Annotated in this window: 16 protein-coding genes; 10 read left to right on the top strand and 6 right to left on the bottom strand. The window is 35.5% G+C overall.

Translation table 11 applies throughout. From position 1 onward, the window contains the following. The first annotated feature begins 4 nt into the window (after positions 1-4). Positions 5-4651, top strand: coding sequence for a DUF5689 domain-containing protein (locus DCS32_RS15430; protein ID WP_108879100.1), 4647 nt, complete (start codon positions 5-7; stop codon positions 4649-4651). A gap of 253 nt (positions 4652-4904) precedes the next feature. Here the strand turns inward: DCS32_RS15430 and DCS32_RS15425 are convergent, their stop codons facing one another. After that, positions 4905-5420, bottom strand: coding sequence for a hypothetical protein (locus DCS32_RS15425; RefSeq protein WP_410492544.1), 516 nt, complete (start codon positions 5418-5420; stop codon positions 4905-4907). Positions 5421-5621: 201 nt separating this feature from the next. On the opposite strand from DCS32_RS15425, the gene DCS32_RS15420 reads away from it, so the two are divergent. After that, positions 5622-6344, top strand: coding sequence for a DUF3891 family protein (locus tag DCS32_RS15420; protein WP_108879098.1), 723 nt, complete (start codon positions 5622-5624; stop codon positions 6342-6344). A gap of 242 nt (positions 6345-6586) precedes the next feature. Here DCS32_RS15420 and DCS32_RS15415 read toward each other — a convergent pair whose 3' ends face one another. The 3 genes from DCS32_RS15415 to DCS32_RS15405 form a co-directional block, all read right to left on the bottom strand. Further along, a complete protein-coding gene (locus DCS32_RS15415; protein ID WP_108879097.1) occupies positions 6587-7219 on the bottom strand; it encodes a hypothetical protein in 633 nt (210 codons plus the stop codon). 380 nt (positions 7220-7599) lie between these two features. Beyond that, positions 7600-8874 (bottom strand): DUF5713 family protein, encoded by a 1275-nt coding sequence (locus DCS32_RS15410; RefSeq protein ID WP_108879096.1) that lies wholly within the window; start codon positions 8872-8874, stop codon positions 7600-7602. A gap of 277 nt (positions 8875-9151) precedes the next feature. Further along, positions 9152-12139, bottom strand: coding sequence for a DNA polymerase III subunit alpha (locus tag DCS32_RS15405; protein ID WP_108879095.1), 2988 nt, complete (start codon positions 12137-12139; stop codon positions 9152-9154). Positions 12140-12210: 71 nt separating this feature from the next. Here DCS32_RS15405 and dinB point away from each other — a divergent pair, with 71 nt between their 5' ends. Continuing rightward, complete coding sequence (gene dinB, locus DCS32_RS15400; RefSeq protein ID WP_108879094.1) at positions 12211-13431, top strand: DNA polymerase IV; 1221 nt, start codon at positions 12211-12213, stop codon at positions 13429-13431. 121 nt (positions 13432-13552) lie between these two features. After that, the gene (locus tag DCS32_RS15395) at positions 13553-14335 is read left to right on the top strand and encodes an SOS response-associated peptidase (RefSeq protein WP_108879093.1); all 783 of its coding nucleotides are present in this window, start codon (positions 13553-13555) and stop codon (positions 14333-14335) included. Between the two features lies 1 nt (position 14336). On the opposite strand, the gene DCS32_RS15390 is transcribed toward DCS32_RS15395, so the two are convergent. After that, positions 14337-14564 carry a hypothetical protein gene (locus tag DCS32_RS15390; RefSeq protein WP_108879092.1) on the bottom strand — a complete coding sequence of 76 codons (228 nt, stop codon included), beginning with the start codon at positions 14562-14564 and terminating at the stop codon, positions 14337-14339. A gap of 1332 nt (positions 14565-15896) precedes the next feature. On the opposite strand from DCS32_RS15390, the gene DCS32_RS15375 reads away from it, so the two are divergent. The 6 genes from DCS32_RS15375 (at position 15897) to DCS32_RS15350 (ending at position 20328) form a co-directional block, all read left to right on the top strand. After that, a complete protein-coding gene (locus DCS32_RS15375; RefSeq protein ID WP_108879089.1) occupies positions 15897-16241 on the top strand; it encodes a single-stranded DNA-binding protein in 345 nt (114 codons plus the stop codon). A 79-nt stretch (positions 16242-16320) separates the two neighbouring features. Continuing rightward, positions 16321-16701, top strand: coding sequence for a DUF6876 family protein (locus tag DCS32_RS15370; RefSeq protein WP_108879088.1), 381 nt, complete (start codon positions 16321-16323; stop codon positions 16699-16701). Positions 16702-16704: 3 nt separating this feature from the next. Continuing rightward, entirely contained in the window at positions 16705-16902 is a 198-nt protein-coding gene (locus DCS32_RS15365; RefSeq protein ID WP_108879087.1) for a hypothetical protein, read from the top strand. Between the two features lie 433 nt (positions 16903-17335). Next, positions 17336-17692 carry a BfmA/BtgA family mobilization protein gene (locus DCS32_RS15360; protein WP_108879086.1) on the top strand — a complete coding sequence of 119 codons (357 nt, stop codon included), beginning with the start codon at positions 17336-17338 and terminating at the stop codon, positions 17690-17692. An 11-nt stretch (positions 17693-17703) separates the two neighbouring features. Continuing rightward, positions 17704-18735 carry a MobB family relaxase gene (gene mobB / locus DCS32_RS15355; protein ID WP_108879085.1) on the top strand — a complete coding sequence of 344 codons (1032 nt, stop codon included), beginning with the start codon at positions 17704-17706 and terminating at the stop codon, positions 18733-18735. Positions 18736-18747: 12 nt separating this feature from the next. Beyond that, on the top strand, positions 18748-20328 hold the full coding sequence (locus DCS32_RS15350) for a type IV secretory system conjugative DNA transfer family protein (RefSeq protein WP_108879084.1): 1581 nt from the start codon (positions 18748-18750) through the stop codon (positions 20326-20328). On the opposite strand, the gene DCS32_RS15345 is transcribed toward DCS32_RS15350, so the two are convergent. Continuing rightward, positions 20329-20694 (bottom strand): hypothetical protein, encoded by a 366-nt coding sequence (locus DCS32_RS15345; protein ID WP_108879083.1) that lies wholly within the window; start codon positions 20692-20694, stop codon positions 20329-20331. It lies immediately after the preceding gene. Position 20695 lies beyond the last annotated feature (1 nt).

The following is a 20695-nucleotide window of genomic DNA, read 5'->3' as shown; positions in this document are numbered from 1 at the left end:
CTCTATGAAAACAAAATTACTCAACGCACTTTTGTGTTTTATGCTGGCACTTTGTAGTGTCAATGTAAATGCTCAAAGTGTCTTTATTAATGAATTCCACTATGACAACGCTGGGGGCGATGTTAATGAAGGAATTGAATTAGCTGGTCCCGAGGGAACGGATTTAGCAGGATGGTCATTAGTGTTATACAATGGCTCAAATAACGAACCTTATAGAACTATAGATCTTTCAGGTGTAATAGCCAATCAACAAAATGGCTTTGGAACTGTAAATTTTTTAATTACAGGAATTCAGAATGGTGCTCCAGACGGTATTGCTCTTGTAGATGCAGCTGGTGACGTTATTCAGTTTTTATCTTATGAAGGAGAGCTTACTGCTGTAGGCGGCCCTGCAGATGGACTTACTAGTATTGATGTAGGTGTAGTAGAAGGAGCAGATACTTCAACCGAAAGTTCACTTTCTCTATCTGGTAATGGTACAGAAGCGGAAGATTTCACTTGGGAGATTACACAAGGAAATACCTTTGGAGCGGTAAATATCAATCAAGTTTTTGGGACTTTGATAATCACGCCTGTGATCAATGAATTTGTATTTAATCATACGGGATCTGATACAGACGAGTTTATAGAGGTGCTTGCAGGTGCTAATGAAGACTTATCTACGTATTCAATTTTAATCATTGAAGGTGATGTAGATGCAGCTGGTAATATTACTTCTGTATTCCCATTAGGAACAACAACTGCAGATGGACTTTTTACCACACCTTTTCAAATCAATGTTTTTCAAAATGGTTCTCAAACGATATTACTTGTTACAAACTTTACAGGTAGTGTAGGGGATAGCATTGATTTGGATGTAGATGGATTAATCGATGTTATTTCTTGGGATGAAATTATTGATGGTGTGGCTATAAGCGATGGAGGAGATGGAGATTTTTCATATGCAAATGTGGTACTAGCTAATGATTTTGATGGAGGTACTTTCACAGTAGGTGGTGCATCAAGAATTCCTAGCGGAACTAATACGGGTAGCACAACAGACTGGATTAGAAATAATTTTAATGGCGCTGGACTTCCAAGTTTTCCTAGTGCAATAGCATCTGCTGGTGAAGCTATTAATTCTCCAAATTCTGAAAATAGTATAGTTACTTCAGAACCAACAAACGATGCAGTATTACTTATCAATGAAATTGATGCAGACAATACTGGTACAGACACCATGGAGTTTGTTGAATTATATGACGGAGGAACGGGTAATACGCTTCTTGATGGATATACGTTAGTATTTTACAACGGTTCTAGTGATACTAGTTATGCATCTTATTCATTAGATGGATTCACTACAGATGCCAATGGTTTTTTTGTATTAGGAAATGAATCAATAGCTTCTGCGAGCATTGTTTTTGCTAGTAATGGGATTCAAAACGGAGCAGACGCTATTGCTCTTTATAAAGATGCTACCAATGATTTTGCAAGTGGAAGTCTAGTAGATCTTGACAACCTGCAAGATGCCGTTGTTTACGATACTAATGATGCCGATGATGATGGTTTGCTCATACTTCTAAAAGAAGGTCAGCAACAACTTAATGAAGATGAGTTAAGTAATAAGGATACATTCTCTCTACAACGATTTACAAATGGATCAGGTGGTCTACGCGAAACTGCAACGTACGTGAATGCATTACCTACTCCTGGAGCCACAAATAGTAATGCTACTGAACCAATTACTTTAGTCATTAATGAACTTGATGCAGACACTGCGGGATCAGATTCTCAAGAGTTTCTTGAAATCTTTGATGGTGGACAGGGTAACACTTCTCTATCTGGATTTGTTGTTGTCGCTTATAATGGAAATGGAGATGCTGTTTATAATACATTTGACTTAGAAGGGTTTACTACAAATGAAGAAGGATACTTTGTATTAGGAAATGCAGATGTTCTAAATGTAGATTTAGTAATTCCGGGCAATTCATTTCAAAATGGAGCAGACGCTATAGGTTTATATCAGGGAACCGCTGTAGATTTTCCAAATGGATTAGTAGTAACCCTTGATGGACTCGTTGATGCAATTGTTTATGGAACAGATGATGATACAGATCAAGAACTAATTGTGTTATTAAATTCTGGACAAGAACAACTAAATGAAAATTCAAATGGAAGTAAAGACTCAGAGTCATTACAGAGAATTCCAAATGGACAAGGAGGTGCTAGAAATACAGCAAACTATATTGCTCAAACTCCTACGCCAGGAGGGGCAAATGACGCTGTTGTTACAGCAGGTGAAATACTTACAATCGCACAGGTGAGAGCAACCGCGGAAGGAGATACCGTAACAACTACTGGAATCTTAACAGTAAGTGATCAGTTTAATGGTCCGGCATTTATTCAAGATGAAACTGGTGGGATTGCTATATTTGATAATCTTGTTCATGGTGAAAATGTATTTGCTATCGGTGATTCTATCACAGTTACAGGTACGAGAAGTTCGTTTAATGACCTTGCTCAGATAAGCCCTGTTAATATTGTAGAGATAAACGCTCCATCCACAAGTGTTATAGAGCCTATTACTATCACTTTATCACAATTATCTGATTATGAAGGTCAGTTGGTGCGTGTTATTGATGCAAGCTTTCCTAATGAAGGAGATTTACTTTTTGGAAATTCTAATTTTGAACTTACAGATAGCAGTGGAACTGGTCAGTTGCGTATAGATGGGAATGCATCTTCACTAATTACATTAACACAACCTAGTAGTTGTGATATTGTAGGGGTCGTAGGTCGCTTTGGTGATAATTTCCAATTATTACCTAGACTAGCAAGTGATATACCTTGCGCTACTCCTTTTGAAAGTCCAGATGAAACTTCTGATGTTTCAAGAGATGATAGCTTTGATGTAGTCGCGTGGAATATTGAGTGGTTTGGAGATGAAAATAATGCTCCGCCAGCAGGAAGACCTATGTCTGACGAAATACAGAGAGATAGCGTACGTACAGTATTAAGAAGATTAGATGCAGATGTTATTGCTGTAGAAGAAATAGCAGATGATGTTCTTTTTGCAGAGCTTGTGGATGGACTAGAAGGCTACGATTATATTCTTTCTGATGCTGTTTCTAATCCTACGGGAACACCACCTTTTCAAAAGCTTGGTTTTATTTACAAAACTGCTACGGTGAATCCTGTAAAAACACAAGCACTATTAGCTACTATACACCCATTATATAATGGAGGTGATGATAGTGCTTTAGTAGATTACCCTAGTACTACAGATCGTTTCTATGCAAGTGGACGTTTACCGTTCTTAATGACTGCAGATGTTACTATCAATGGTACCACAGAACAAATAGATTTAATAGCACTACATGCTCGTGCAAATGGTAGTACTCAATCTCAAAATAGGTATGATATGCGTCGTTATGATGTAGAAGTACTTAAGGATTCTTTAGATGTACAATTTTCAGATAGAAAAGTTATTCTTTTGGGAGATTACAATGATGATGTAGATGAGACAGTTGCAGATGAAGTACCTACAACAGAATCATCTTTTATCGCTTATGTACAGGATCCAGAGAACTACAATGTGGTAACTAGTGTATTAAGTGATGCTGGATTTAGATCTTTTGTATCTAGAGAAAATATGATTGACCACATTGCAATTACAAATGAACTTTTTGATAATTATATTGAGAGCAGTGCATCTGTAGGATATCAATTTTATGATGAAGATTATGCATTTACAGCGTCAGATCACTTTCCTGTTTCTGCTAGATTTATATTTGATACTATAGAGCCTTTAGAAGTTGCGGCTATTGAAGCATTTGACATCACCTGTTTTGGTGCAAATGATGGCGTTGCAACCGTTTCTATAACTGGAGGTGTTGCTCCTTATAACTATGTTTGGAGTGATGGTCAAACAGAAAATTTTGCAGAGAATTTAACTGAAGGTACTTACTCAGTTATTATTACCGACAGTAATGACGATGAACTTCTTGTTGAGAACATCAATATATCTAGCCCTGCTCAGATAACCTTTTCAGTATCTGACGATGTGACTATATACAAAGGTTACGGGTCAGACTGCACTACTTTATCAGTTTCTGAAATTGTGGCTGATGGTGACACATCCATTTTATGGAGTACAGGCGAGACTACAGATAGTATCACTTTTTGTCCTGAAGCAACGAGTACTGTTTCGGTTACTGTAATGGATGATAATGGATGTGAGACTGCAAAGGAAATTACTGTTACTGTCGAAGATGTTACTTGCGGTAATAACCCATATATACAACGCGTTCAGCTCTGTTACAAAGGGCGTTCACTTTGTGTAAGCCGTTATGCTGCAAGGGTGTTTTTACGAAAAGGTGCAACTTTAGGGTCTTGTGATAACTCTTCAATTGTTATTTCTAAGATTAAAGTATTTCCTAATCCGGTAATTAAAGATGCCAATGTGAAAATCACTAGTTCTATAGATACCGAAGTGTTTTTCGAATTATACAATATTTTTGGAGTTCGTGTATTTTCTCAAAATGCAACAATTTCTGAAGGGCAATCAATCACTACGCTACAACTAGGGAGCTTACATAGAGGTTTTTACTTCTTAAAGCCAACTGTAAATGGTGTAGTACAAGGGACGAAGGTTCTTATTAAGAGATAAATAAATTACACTATCTATTTATAATTTTAAGGCTGAGCAATAATTTATTGCTCAGCTTTTTTATTGGTTTAATTTTACTCATATCAACTTCACATTTCTTCCCACATCACTATAAGAGGATCTGTAGTAATATAAAGGAGCTCAATGAAATCTACGTTTATGCCCCTGATATTCAAGTAGTCAAATTACTTCTAAACAAAAGGATACAAAGGAAATCGATCAAATTACCAAATCTTATAAACGCTCAAAAACATTATTCATTTTCCTCTTCTTCAATATCATCCTCAGAAATTAAGTAATGATCTTTTCCAAGTCCTACTATGGTGATGATGTTAGTGACAGTTGTATAAAGCAATAAAATTACAGTGACCATCATACCACTCATGAAAGAAGAACAAATGAGTGTTATCCAATAGACATACTTAAACCAATGAGTTGGTAAATTTTGAGATTCTGTGATAGGGATATTAAATAGTTGGAAAAGAACTAATGAGCTTATAAATACAATGGTATCGAATTTTGCAATACTAAGAACCTGCTTGTAGTGCGCTGCTTTTAGTTTAGATTTTGAGCTAGTACTAATACCCAATAAGGTTAGTAATAGTGCTAAAATGGTAGCAGATGCGAGTATAATAGTATTACACAGCATATTAATTCCTGATAGTGATGATTCAATAAGTTTCTTAGCCTCGTAACCGCTTATATCTCCTAATATAAATATTGCAACTGCCAAAAAGCAAAAAGTAATCACACCCCCAAGTAGTGACATTTTATTAGTCTTGATAAAATCAATCATACGTCTGATATAATATTAATTTTCTATTTGATGATCTTAAAAGTACAACTGTATTAGCATATATGATTTTGCACAAGGATTATTTGCATCTATTTAACAGACAGGGTTAAAGGATATTAATTTTATGAATTTTAGATCTATCATCTAGTATTTTTAGTGACTAAAATTGAGACTATGATAGTTAAGAATACAAACGAAGGATGGAGAATAATAACTCAAACAAATCATGCATTTTTAGCTACTCAAATTGCTCAAGCTCTAAAAGAAAATTTCCGAACAGAATATTGGCTAGAGACACTCTTAGCGATTTCTAATCATGAAACTTTGGAAACTGATTTCAATTCAGGGGAAAGAATTAATAATTTGAATCTACCTATTGATTTTCGAGAAGCTACTTCTTCAAAAAAAGAACTTTACAGTAAAATCGAGAGCATGGTTCGCAAGGCTTCAAATCGTTCTATCATTGTTGGGGCACTAGTAGCTGAACACCTTATGTTTCTTCATAAAGGAGACATTAATAAAAAGAGTATTATAACTTTATGTAAAGAGACTATTAAAAATGCCAAGTCTCTACATAAAATAGACGACACCACTTTTGAGAGGATGTATGGAGTTGTACGCTTTTGTGATCGATTATCGTTAATGATTTGTACTGAAGAACTTCCTGATTTAGATCGTAAATTTGAGATAAATGATTCTTTAGATATTGGAAAAGTCTTTCTATATCTCAAGGATAAAAGTATTAAAGTTACCCCTTGGCCATTTCAAGAGGAAACTTGTTCAATTTACATCGAACATAAATTATTAACGAAGTCGCATTTTAAAGACGACAGCGATTTCATTAATGTCTTCCACAAGTCACTTGTAGAGAGAAGCATTTTTGAACTCTCAAAATAGGTGTAATTCATATTATTCCAATTCCATCAACTTCACATTCCTTACAATATCTGTTTTAAGAAGGTTCGCTTTAGGTCTATCCGTGAAACCGATAAATTTAGAAATAATGTTGACTATTGAAAAGAGCAATCTAACAGATAAGTTACTAACCCCATATACGAGACCCGTATGTATGGTGGTGTGAGAGGCGCACTCTGCTAGTTGCTAGCGGAGCCGTCTACTCGATTGCCAGTAGTTTTTACTCACAAGTGCATTAAATTCAGCTCAATTGTATTCGATAAAGTATCTACTTTGAAATAAAACGGTTCGGCTCTATTCAATTCGTTTTCGTTATGCTCGTAATCAAATCCACTTTTATAGCGTTTCCAAATTCCATTTTCAGATTTAAATTTTATTCCGTTGTGTATTTGTTCCGTGATATTTTTTTCTTCAGATTCTTGGTATCTAATTTTAAGACCGATTGAGTAATCAGAATCAAAAGCTCCTTCTGTATGTTCGATTATATTTTCCAAAATCTCAAAGTCTTTTGGAATGGTCAAATCAGTTTTTTCCTTAATGAGTGGTTCAATACTTTCTAAAGTCAATTTGCTATCAGGTTTGTTCATCATTCCAGCAAATACAACAAGCATAAAGCCGAAAAATAATATCGGTATTATCAAAATAGAGAATTGTAAAAGGGCTACTAATTTTTTCCCTTTAAACAATTGCCAAATAGTGGAAATAAATAGTATTAATCCCGACAACATCAGAATGTAAAATCCAAAATCCGTATTCGATAAAATCATATCACTCAAGAAGAGAAATATAGATACTCCAAAAAATAATATTGGAATCCACCATTCTATTACTAAGTATTTCTTAAAAATTTCGGTCATTTCTTAAATAACTGGCAACAGGCCACTGCATAAAGCGAGTGCGGCTCCCGATAGCTATCCGGATTGTTGGTTTCCTTTAGTTTCCGGTCTTGTTTGTTTGATCTAAATATACAATGAATTTTAGAGTTGTGCGCCGCGCGTAGGGGTTTCAAAGTTGATTTGAAGAAGTACGCTTTCGCGAAAGCGTAAGAAGTATAAATGAAGAGAAAAACTAGCACTTTTAACAGAGGTAAACAAGCTCTTAAAAACAAACCTTTACCAGTATAAAGTATGGAAGATTTTATAAAGAAAATTATAGATTAAGATTAGCTTTAAAGTTTGTGCTAAGCGTAGCTGAAGTTGGCTTGTTTTTTAACTCAGTTCTTTGTTAGCATACGTTTTTACCAATCTCTCCATTCACTCGCAATTCCATCTTCATATTCCTGCGTATCAATTCCAATTGCATCCGCAATGTTGTCAAAGATTTCGCAAAGTTCTTCTCTTTCTCCAGTTTCAATAAAGCAACCATCTAAACTATCATTAATTTCATTAAATTGTAATACACTTAATTTAATAAGTTCAGTTTTTTCAGCTTTAGTTAGACTTCCGTTACTTTCTAGTTTTCCTATTAGTGTTGATATTATATCTTCAGCTTTTTGGCAATTTTCTGTTGTATACTGTTCAAGTCCATCTTTATAGTTTTCGTGCCAATTTTTTATAGATAGATTTTTGAGGATTAATTGTAATTCGGATAATTTATCTTTTTGATTTTTTCCAATTTTAATTTTTTTGTCCAAATAATCATTTCGTTTTTTCCAGTTTTTTAATTGGTCTAATTTCCCCATACTTTTTAGTTTATTAACAAAGGGATAGTAATCGTCATTTTTAACTCCGACACTTGAGGGTTTTACATATAATTTTTCAATGTTTGGTAATGTAGATAGAAATTTAAATGACTCTATTTCAAAAACTCTTGTTATAACTAAATGATTTAGATTTTGTATGCTACCTAATTTTGATAAATCTGTTAGGTTTTTACAGTTCATTATCTGTACTATTTCTAAATCTGAATTTGTTTTGTCTATTCCATTTAGAGATTTTAATTTTGGACATTTTTCTAATTTTAGTTCTCTTAATTTATGAAGAGAGGATAGGCCATTTAGATTTTCAACAGAGGCAGAATAAATTTCAATTGTTCTTAAATCATAGAAATTTGTAAATTCTACAAAATTCTTTTTTTTATAGTTGCGTAAATATGCATATTTAAGTTTTGTAAGTTGATTGAAGTTCTTATAATTTTTTGGTCCAATTCCGTTTAGAAAAATAAGATTTGGAAAGTTTGAGAAATCGAAAGTCTCTTTGTTTTCTTCACTTATTCTTAAATGAGTTAATTGTTTATGTTTTTTTAATGGGGTTAAGTCTTCTATTTTAAATTGAATGTAAATCCCTTTAACATTTTTTAGCCTGATATCACTTAAAAAATCAAGAGTGTAAGTTTGTAAATGTATATGCTCAATGTTTAGTTTTTTTGTGGCTCTTATACATTGTTCAATGTTATTTGGTTCAAACCAAACAGTATCAGTTTGTATTTCATACTTCTCATCTATTGGTTTTAATTTCTCAATTCTGACATTATCAAAATTATTTTTGCTGAAAAGTTTGTTGAAAATCCCCATCGTTTATTTTAAATGTATGCTAACAGGCTACTACATAAAGCTAGTGTAGCTTCCGATAGCTATCGGGATTGCTGGTTTGCTTCAATTTGCGGTCTTGTTTGTTTAATCTAAATATACTATTAATAAATAATAGGAAAATACGGATTTTCCCATAACCACTATAATTATAGAAAATTAGAATTATAGAAATCTAGCATTATAGATAATTAGAGGGATGCGGCTGATTTTAAGCCAAATATTACTAACGTTAAAGTTTATTGTAGTTATAGAATTGAATCTACATCAACTTCACATTCCTGCCTACATCGGTAAAACGAGGATCTGGGATGATATGAAGTCGCTCAATGAAATCTACGATTATGGCAACACAGCCTAAGTCGTCAACTACTTTTCCTTTTATATAATAAACACCATTAGATTGAATATTATACTTCTCTGAAATAATGGGGAAATGAACGGTATCAAAAAAAGTTCCGTCAATATCGAGAAAGGTACCGAAGTGCATCAAGCGTTTATCCTTTGTTGGAGTTCCTTTCGCAGTGACTAGCTTTCCACATATAGCGACTTGCTTATTTATATGATTATGAAGTTCCGCTGCTTTGAAATCTGTAGGCAAAGGAGCATTTAATAATTCAAAATAAGTACAGAGTGGAAACGATAATAACTCTATCTGATCATAAGCATCAACGACTGCTTCAGACGTTATTTCTGGAATGTCATAGTTCACTTTTTTTGGACTAAATAAAACAGGATCACTATGCTGTGGCAATTTATTTTCTAGTTTTAAATGTGCTTCCCATAGTAGCACATGCTTATCCACACCTGTAAATCGAAAGGCGTCTATGCGAATCAAAATGATAAGTTGTTCTAAGCCGATATTCACTCGTTCCAAGAAATCATCAAAGCTTTTGTAGGGACCATTGAAGTTGCGATTATTCAAGATGGTTTGAACAGCTCGCATAGAGAGCGTCTTGAGCATTCCCATTCCTAGATATACTGTCTTACCTATAATCCTATTTCCGTGCTCACTATTATTAATACAAGGTGCAGCGACAGTTCCTCCTTGTACTTTTATCTCATGTACATAGGTTTCAATATTATAAAATCCTCCACCATTGTTTAGCACTGCCGTCATAAACTCTAGAGGGAAGTATTTCTTCAGGTATAGGGATTGATAACTTTCTACTGCGTAAGATGCAGAGTGACCTTTCGCGAAAGCGTAACCCGCAAATGCTTTTATTTGATCCCAAACTTCTAGTGTGAGCTGCTTCGTATAACCTCGTTCAAGACAGTTGCTTTTAAACTTTTTTTCAATCTGCTCAAACTGCCCTTTACTCTTGACTTTACCACGCATGCCACGTCTCAAAATATCGGACTCAGCGAGGGATAATCCTGCAAATTTATGGGCCACTTTGAGAACATCTTCTTGGTACACCATTACCCCATAGGTATCATGGAGGACTTCAAGCATCACTGGATGTGCTTCTTTTCGCTTTTCGGGAATGCGATGTCTAAGGATGAATTCATTCTTCATTCCACCATTTGAAACTCCAGGGCGTATGATACTACTTGCAGCTACGAGATTTAGATAATCGTTAGTTTGCAGCTTCGTCATTAGTGTGCGCATCGCTGGTGATTCTACATAAAACACACCCATACAATCACCGGTATTGAGCAGTCTATTTATCTCAGGATCATTTTTAAATTGTTCAACATCTTCCATGTCTGGTAACGTCACATCGGGTTGATTATATTTAATAATCTCAATACAATCTTTAATCTTAGATAAACCTCGCTGTGCGAGAATGTCAAATTTAAAAATGCCAACCTCCTCAGCGATATTCATATCAAATTGCACCGTCTGAAAACCTTTAGGCGGCATAAACGTACTGGTGTAATAAGCTATTGGTTTTTGAGTAATGATAATACCACCTGAGTGTACACTTAAGTAGTTAGGAAACCCATGAATATAATGCGCATATTTATCAATGAGGTCAATGTAATCGCTGCTTTGGCTTTGCTTTCTTTTATAGCCTTTAAGATGATTATCTATTTCAAATTTAGGGACACCAAATACTTTTCCTAGTTCGCGAATGACAGCTCGATATTGGAAAGTAACATAAGTTCCCATCAACGCAGTATTTTTAAATCTACGGAAGATATAAGCAGTTACATCATCACGTTCAAAGGACGAAAAATCAATATCAAAATCTGGCGGACTGCTTCTAAAGACATTGATAAAACGTTCAAAATATAAATCCAGTTCTATAGGGTCAACGTTAGTAATCCCAATGATATAGGCAACCACACTATTTGCGCCACTACCACGACCTATGTGTGGATAGTTTTGTGATCTAGCATATTCAAGTATATCATGATTAATAAGAAAATAGGAAACAAAGTCCATTTGCTTTATGGCTGTAAGTTCTTTCTCTACACGTTCATAAACCTCAAGAGAAGGATTCTTATAGCGCATCTTAATCTTGGAATAGCAAAGCTCCTCTAGCATCCGCGCATCATCCTCTTTGCTCTCTCCGTAAATGATTTGATTTTGATTTACACGATGATCATCAAAATAGAAATTGACTTTGCAAGATTTCAAAAGCTTATCCGTATTGAATAGTAATTCTGGATAGTCTTGATACTTGATTCGCAATACTTCTGGAGCTATCATCTTGTCTTCAGGGTCTCCTTGTTCTTGAACAGGAAGTTTACTTAGAAGCGTATTTAAATCAATAGTTCGCAAGAGTCTGTGCGCATTATAATCTGCTTTATTTCTAAAAGAAACTGTCTTTAGAATCACCATTTTATCACGTAATCCTGCAAGTGGTGAAAATGGTAGTTTATTGAGGTCTCTTATGGCAATGCCTATATATTCGCTTTCGCGAAAGCGGTCAAACTTCAATCCCATCGCTTTTTCAAAAGGATAAATGGTATAGCAGTTTTTAAATGCTGGAGCGGTCTCAGAAAAATGCTTCTTTTGATGAAGATGCTCCGTCAAAAATTCATTAATCTCCTGATAACCTTCATTGTTTCTAGCCAATATCACGTACTGCTGATCAATACCATTTCTGATATCTACACCCACCACAGCATGCATCTGTCTTTCTTGGGCATCTTTAATAAAATTTAGGCATGCACTCGTGCTATTGATATCTGTAAGTGCAAGTTGTTGTAAGCCATTTTCTTGCGCAAGATCAAGCAAGGTAACCTCCGAAAAAGTTCCATAGCGTAGCGAATAATATGAATGGCAATTGAGATACATTGTTGATAAGTGAGGGTGCAAAGCTATCCTAAAATTTGGAATATTTCCATAATTTTGGAAAAAATCTAAATTTGAATAAAGCGATAATTCATTTCGATCTCGACGCCTTTTTTGTCTCTTGCGAGCGTAGGCTAGATAGTTCTCTCAACAATAAACCTGTTATTGTGGGAGGGACTGGAAATCGTGGTGTGGTAACGGCAGCAAGCTATGAGGCACGCAAGTTTGGTGTGCATAGCGCTATGAATATGAAAACTGCTAGACAACTATGCCCACATGCGATTTATATACGTGGCAACGGAAGTACCTATGCAAAGATGTCCCAGGAAGTCACAGAGATACTTATGGAAACACTCCCAATCGTTGAGAAGGCAAGTGTAGATGAGTTTTATGCAGACCTCACTGGAATGGATAAATTTTTTGGCTGCTACAAATTTTCTACAGAGCTCAGGGCGAAAATTATAAGAGAAACAGGATTACCTATTTCATTTGGACTATCTGCAAACAAAACCGTTTCCAAAGTAGCCACGGGAGAAGCAAAACCGAACAATCAAATGAATGTTGCCAATGGGCTAGAAAAGGTTTTTCTTGCCCCTTTATCCATCAAGAAAATTCCAATGGTAGGGGATAAGACCTTTAAAACGTTCTCACTTCTAGGAATTCGAAATGTAGGCCTGGTACAACAAATGCCAGTGGAGCGTATGATTTCTGTTTTTGGTAAAAATGGAAGAACGATTTGGGAGCGTTGCTGTGGCATTGATGATAGTCCCATTAAACCATTTCATGAGCGTAAGTCAATTTCTAGTGAGCGAACTTATGGAAAGGATACATTTGATCAAGTAGTGATTTCTACAACAATAACTGCTATGGCAGAAAACCTAGCCTATCAATTAAGGCGCGGAAATAAACTTACCTCAGTAATCACAGTGAAAGTTCGCTATTCTGATTTTCAGACCTATTCTAAGCAACTTAAGATACCACACACAGCTGCAGATCATATTCTAATTCCTACCGTGTTAGACCTCTTTAATAAGCTCTATGACAGAAGAGTATTAATAAGACTTGTAGGTGTACGATTTGCTGGACTAGCAGAAGGAAACTATCAAATTGATATGTTTGAGAATACGAACAAAACAGTAAATCTTTACAATGCAATGGATGAACTGCGCAAACGATTTGGTGATAGCGTAGTACGGCGAGCTGCCACTATGGGAGAGGGATCTAGAACCATTGGTGGTCAGGGAAATCCATTTGACGGTAAACCTCCAATTTTATTGGCGCATAGACATCAATAGAAAGCTGGTTTGACTACTACAGAATGGCAGTTGACTTATAAACTTATAAATTAATTTATATAGTTATAGATTAATTAATCTATAAAATGATAACTTTAGAAGGAGTATTAAAGAAAAAGCTATGTGTTACAAGACCTCAAATAAACTAACCGTTCCTGATATGGAAAAACGCTATAATGTGCAGCGTGATCCTAATCTCGATATAGAAGATGGTGACTTTACGAGCTATCATATAAATGGTTTTTCTTTTCCGCCTATGCTTATCATAGGTATGGACAGCGGCTTAGACATATGCCCTAAGCCAGGTTTACTGCATCCGGCCTTATGGGGTATCATCAAGCCTCAATGGACTGGAAATGATGTGAACGATTATTATAAAAGTTTAGGACGATATACGGGAGGAGCACTCAATGCTCAATCTGAAAAGGCATTTGATTACTGGCTATATAAAGATTCCATAATGACCAAACGTTGTATAGTTCCAGTAACAGGTTTTTATGAACCTCACAAACTTGATAAGACTAGCTATCCATTTTATTTTGAAAGAGAAGATCAAAAGCATTTAAGCATTGCTGGGATTTATACAATAACCCGAAGTGGTTTTGTCACATTTACATTGCTAACAAGAGAAGCAAGTCCACTATTTGCAGCAATACACAATAAAGAAGGAGGGAAGCGCCAGGTAGTATTACTAGACGAATCAAATGAGAAAGATTGGCTAGACCCCAATCTGAATCAAAAAGATATAGAGTCATTTTTCAACTATGCCTATGAGGATAAAAGCTTAGTAACTTATCCTGTAAGTAAAGAACTGAATGGCCGTAAATACCATCTAGATGGAGAAGACGCCATTACTAAAGTTGAATATCCTGAATTACAACCCTTGCTTGATCAAATTAAGTAGTCTAATCTAGAACACCATCAGCGTAGAGCAGTATAGCCAACTGAAATGATGTTTTGGCTTTGTAATTTTTCTTGAGCTTCTTAATCAGCTTCTCGATATAAGAATTGCTTTTAGGTCCTTTACTGTCAGCAGCTAGTTTTTTGGATATTTCATTGTACAACAAACCTTTTGACATCATATTAAGAATTTTCTTATCTGTCTTAGTTAGTACTAGATTGGTATTGCTCATTTTCGTTATTTATTAAGAGTTTGCAATGGCAAATGTATTCAAATATAGCATACATTTATGTCGTGATTTAGATTGAAATTATATTCTAAATATAAGCTAATACATGTATGCCGACAAATCATATAAATCTTTCAAATCTCTCAAAACTAAAACTTTAAAATTATAGAGTTCGGTGATTTTAGATGTTATTAGGTTTGAAATAAGTAACGTCGCTCAGCCCATTTCCCTTCATTTCGCAAATGCTTCACTACAGAAAAAGAGCTTCACTTCAAGGTCTTTGACACAATGTCGAAGATTCCGATTGCCATTGCACTGAACCTGCCTGAAAATGGCAGAAAAGCCTGTTCTGAGCAAAGTTGAAGGGTTCCATTCTCAATCTCCATCTTAGAAATTAAGTCCGCTTTTAATCCTACTAAAAGAGATAGATTGATATTAATAATCCGTTCAGCACATTTCCCTTCATTTCGCGAAAGCTTCATTACAGAAAAAGAGCTTCACTTCAAGGTCTTGGACAAAATGTCGAAGATTCCGATTGCCATTACGCTGAACCTGCCTAAAAATGGCAGAAAAGCCTGTCCTGAGCGAAGTCGAAGGGCTTCATTCTCAATCTCCATCTTAGAAATTAAGTCCGCTTTATAATCCTACCAAAAGAGATAGATGGGTATTAATAATCCGCTCAGCCCATTCCCTTTCATTTCGCGAAAGCTTCACTACAGAAAAAGAGCTTCACTACAAGATCTTGGACACAATCCCCAATCTTAGCTTTCCATTGCGTTAATCCATTCTCACAAGCTCGATAGGAACACTTCATTCCTGAGCGAATATTGTGAATAGCGTCCGCCTTTAAACGGAAAGGATTTACTTTAATTTTCTTTACATAATTTTTGGCAAGCCCTTCTTGAGTGCTTCCTCAAAACTTCTTAAAAATCAAACTAACTCCTTGCAGATTTTAAGGGGTTTATAATGGATAAAGCCTTAGTTGTTTTTCGGTACAGCGAAAAACAGGCACGACATAACCAATTCTAAAATAAATCCAGCTGCTTATCTCGCTTAACTGTCGGTACGCTCAAACACATCCGGATTTAAGAGAATTGCTAATGTCCTTATGGAACTTGTCAAGACTATACGAGTTTTAGTAAAAAATAAGGTTTCTACTTCCTTGAAAACCCAAGGGTTTTACTACGTCGCAAACACTCCTGATTTATTTACGAAAAGTCTGGACAAGACCCACTTGATCCATTGTGCTATGCACAGAAGAAAAGAACAAACACCCCTTAAAATTGAGTTATTTCAAATCAGTAGGGGAATTATTAATCACTTAAATATTTTATCATGAGCACTATTAAAAATCACGTACAGTTAATCGGGAACGTAGGACAAGAGCCAACAATCACAAATCTAGAAAGTGGGAAAAAGGTAGCCCGTTTTTCGGTAGCTACAAATGAGAATTACAAAGATGCTAAAGGCGAAAAGCAAACAGATACTAACTGGCATACGGTGGTAGCCTGGGGAAAGACTGCAGAAATTGTAGAGAACTATGTCGTAAAGGGTAAGGAAGTTGGGATTTCGGGAAAACTCAAAACTAGGACTTATACTACGGAAGATGGAAACCAACGCTATGTTACAGAAGTAGTGGCAGATGAAATTCTATTATTAGGTAGTAAAAATGACAAATAATATTATAAAGCAAAGAGGGCGTAACCGTCGAAGGATGCGCTCTCTTTTTCATTATTAACTAAGATTAAAGTAGAAAATTATGAACACGCAAGGTAAAGAATTAGAGCTCGAATTAAAACAATTTTCTGGTTCAGAAAATATATATACGCTCCCATTGTTTGGAACAAAATATACAGAAGGAATACTTCATTTAGTAAATAAAGCAAATTGCTTTTGGTTACTTACAGACTCCTCCATTATCGGTAAAAGTTTACTTGATAAAAGTTACTTTATTACTATAGACTTTAAACGTTTTAAAACGAGCCAACAAGACATTTTAAAAAAGGAAGCAATCATTACTTATGGAGATGGGAATGACAATATTTTGGAAAGTCATTCTTATGATTTTACAGATTTTCCACTGGATGAATTACGGTTGTTTTTTGTAGATGGTACGTTAATGTTACCTAATGAATATTGAGCTATGATACATCTCAATTTTAACGACTTAAATGAGGACGCGAAGCATAGAATTTTAGAAAATTCTAGAAAGGATGTAAAGCAGAAGTTTGGAGAAGATATTAGAAAATACATCCAAGAACATAATACTTCATTTGAAAAAACAATAGAAGAAGAAGCACAGCGGAATTTATATACTTATAAATATGTGTTTACAATTTGAGGATAGAAGTAAATCAACAAGGCTCCATTTATTTGGAGCTTTTTTTATTGTACACTTTTAGTAAAGTAAATTTAGTATCTTTAGTTTGCTGATATTCAGCATGAATTATTACATATTGTTATCCATTATTACACTTTCGCCGGTAACAGTATCCATCTATATTTTACATACTAGGAATTTTTTTCCTAAAATAACAATTGGCTTTTGATCCAGATTGTACGAAATTTTGTCACGCTTGGGCGTGACGAAAAGGAGTAGCAAGAGGGTAACACGCTACGCGATGTTAAACACTCCTTTTTGTTTATAAACACCAGTAAATACGGCTGTTTATAATTTGTTAGTTCTTTCGTAATTCGCTGTTTTACGTCAAATGCCTTGTTAGCACTTGTAATTAGGGATGGATTTACGTCAAATCTCCAAAAAAGCGAAAGAAATGGACTCATTCATCACAATTAGATTCAAAAGAAAAGTAGCGAAGCGCTTTCAAACATTTTCCAAAACACACTTCAAAACGCATACGGAAACTATGGAGCACATGCTCGATTTTTTCTTCTACAATGAGATCTCTCCAAAGGAAAAATTAGGGCCTACTGGAAGGACTATTGAAACAAAATTATTAAAGCGTATCAATGCTGTAATTGCCATCATGCGTGATGTTGAGAAGACACAAACTAAACCTACCGCTGTCATGATGCAGTCGTTATTTGAAGTCTATGATGCTCAAAATGATGTAGTAGAGAAAAAGCAAGTACGCTTTCGCGAAAAGCAGAATTCAACAAATACCGATTAAAATCGAGCGCTATGTACGTATCAATTACAGCTCAGAAATTAGGCGGAGATTACTCTCAAAGTTCGGCAGATTTTGTGGGGTATCTGGAGAAAGAAAATGAAGGTTTAAATCCTGGAGAAATGGAACACTTCTTTAATCAATATGGTGAGGAAATTTCTGCAGAAGAAGTAGTAAAAGAGATCGATGGAAATGGAGCGAAACTAAAGAAAAGAGAACCTAAATTTTACTCAATCACAGTAAGCCCATCGAAATATGAATTACAAAAATTAGCAAATAATTCTCAAGATTTAAAGCGATATACGCGAGAGCTAATGAAGGATTATGCATCATCGTTTAATCGTGAAATTAATGGGAGACCTGTGATCGTAAATGACATAAAGTATTTTGCTAAAATAGAACATCAACGAAGCTTTAAGGGTACCGATATCGAAGTGAAAGAGAACCAACCATTTGCTTCTAAAATTCTGGAATTAAAAAATGAAATACGACGAATAGAAAACGGAACACTGGAAGGGAATGTAAAACTATTAAAACGTGAAATCGCAAAATTGGAAAAGGAAGCTCCACATCAACAAGATGGGAAAAGAATTGTTCAGGGAATGCAAAAAGGAGGAGAGCAGAGCCATATTCACATCATAGTAAGTAGAAAGGATATGTCTAACTCATATAGTCTCTCCCCTGGAAGTAAGTATAAATCTTCTGAGATAGAAATGAACGGTAAGATGGTAAAACGGGGTTTTGATAGAGATGCCTTTTTCGCGAAAGCGGAAAAAACATTTGACAATACTTTTGCATACAAACGCAACTTTGCTGAGACTTACAAAGCTAGGAAGGACTTCGTAAAAAACCCAAACCTTTATATGGCAGCGTTATTCCAATTACCACCTAACGAAAAAGCTGCTGCGTTTAAGTTAATGAGTGCTACGGGTGTTCCGGTAATCCCCACAATCCCTACAAGCCAAGCGCAACTTGCATTGAGAATCTTCAAAAGATTACGTCGAGGGGCAGAAGTGGCAATACGCTCAAGTTCGATAGGAATATAAAAAATGAATGTTATGGAATTTGAAACTCTCACAACCATAGTATACGTGATTGGTTTATTTACACTTTTTACTTTTACTGTCAATAAGCTCTCGCGTTATGGTTTTATTATTGGCTTAATAGGAATTGCTGGTTTGTATTGGTTCTTGAAGGACCAATTTGAAGTCCTACTTGTTTTACTGTACTACGTTTGTCCTTTGCTACTTCTCAATGTAATAGGATATGTTTTCTGGAATACATCTAAGAAGAAGCAATTTACTGACAGCAAATATCAAGTGAGTTTCCTTACGGATAGAGGGAAATTTAAGATCGATAATATTAAGCGTGGGGTGTCCATTATTGGCTCTGCAGGAAGTGGTAAAACGGAGAGTGTAGTGTATGGATTTTTAAAACACTTTAGAAAAGAAAACTTTTGTGGAATCATACACGACTATAAGGATTTTGAACTGACAGAAATGGCTTATCCACTTTATAGGGATAGTAATATCCCTTTTAAGATCATTTCCTTTGATAAAATCATCCACCGGGTAAATCCTATAGCTCCAAGATACTTAGAGAACGAGGAGAGCGTGAATGAGGTTTCTCGTGTCCTTATTGAGAATTTATTAGAGCAAAGAGAATCTGGAGCAACGGGTACTACTAAATTTTTCAATGACGCAGCAGAGGGCTTGATAGGTGGATTAATCTGGAAACTAAAAGTATCTTATCCTCAGTATTGCACATTGCCCCACGTAATAGCCGTCTACCAGCTACTCGATACCCCAAGTCTGATTGATTTTCTAGAAAGTAATACTACTTCTAGAGCTATGGCAGATGCATTTATAAGTGGTAAAGACTCAGAACGACAAACAGCAGGAGTAAAGAGCACTCTGGCCAATGCACTCAAGCGAATAAGCACACAGCGAATCTTTATGACACTATCTGCAGATGAAGTTCCTCTAAACTTAAATCACGGAGATAATCGTGCAGTAATTTCTATAGTCAATAATCCAAAATATGAAAGCTCATATGCTCCTGTGATTGCGACCATTATACATACCATCACAAAGCAAATGAGTGTTAGGAAACAGCAGCCTTCTTTTCTATTAATGGAAGAGGCTCCTACGATACGCCTGCTTAATATGCATCGCATTCCGGCGACGCTTAGAAGTTATGATATAGCCACTGTATATGTGATGCAGGATAAGATTCAAAATGATATGATGTATGGAGATAAAGCGAGTAAAGCAATTTTAAGTAATCTGTCGTATCAGTTCTTTGGTAAAGTGAATGATCCTGATACCGCTAAATATTATGAACGCTTTTTTGAAATCATCAAAGACCCCACCAAGAGTGTGAGTAGGGGACATAACCTAGATTTTGATACTAGAGTAACCACTGGAGAAAAGGAGATACCTAAGATAAGAGCAGACATATTTTTTAGACTCAAGCAAGGGGAGTTTATAACCTATGCAGATGGTAAGGATAAACGAGTGCAATTTAGCTTACAGAAAATAGAGCGCGGGCTTCCTGATGGCTTAACGCAGTATAGTGAAATTGATCTTGCAGAGAATTTTGAGCAAATTTATGAGGAGGTTAGGGGGATGTTTGAGTAATCAAAAAGGCCCGTTATCCCGAGGTCCTTTATGAGTAACTTTCCAGCTGCCATTTTCTTTTACTAACTTAAAAACACTTGGCTTAGGGTCGTAAGCGACGGAGTATTGTACCCAAGCAATTTCGCCATCAACGGTTTCGTTTATAAGCTTAAATGCTGTAGCTGAATTTTTGTCTTTCAGAAACAAGTTTTGAATGCTCATTAGGTTTGTAAATCCTTCTGCTGTAGTGTGTTTTTTCAAGGTATTGTTATCTCTGTGATAAAAGCTTTCAACTACTATTTCTGCAGTTTTAGAAGGGGAGAGGTTTACATCTTCAGAACAGGAGATAAATAAGAGAGAGATTGCAACGGCGATAAATGATTTCATA

Source organism: Dokdonia sp. Dokd-P16 (assembly GCF_003095655.1).
GTDB lineage: Bacteria > Bacteroidota > Bacteroidia > Flavobacteriales > Flavobacteriaceae > Dokdonia.
Note: the sequence above shows the minus strand (reverse complement) of the source record. Positions and strands in the feature narration are given on the sequence as shown.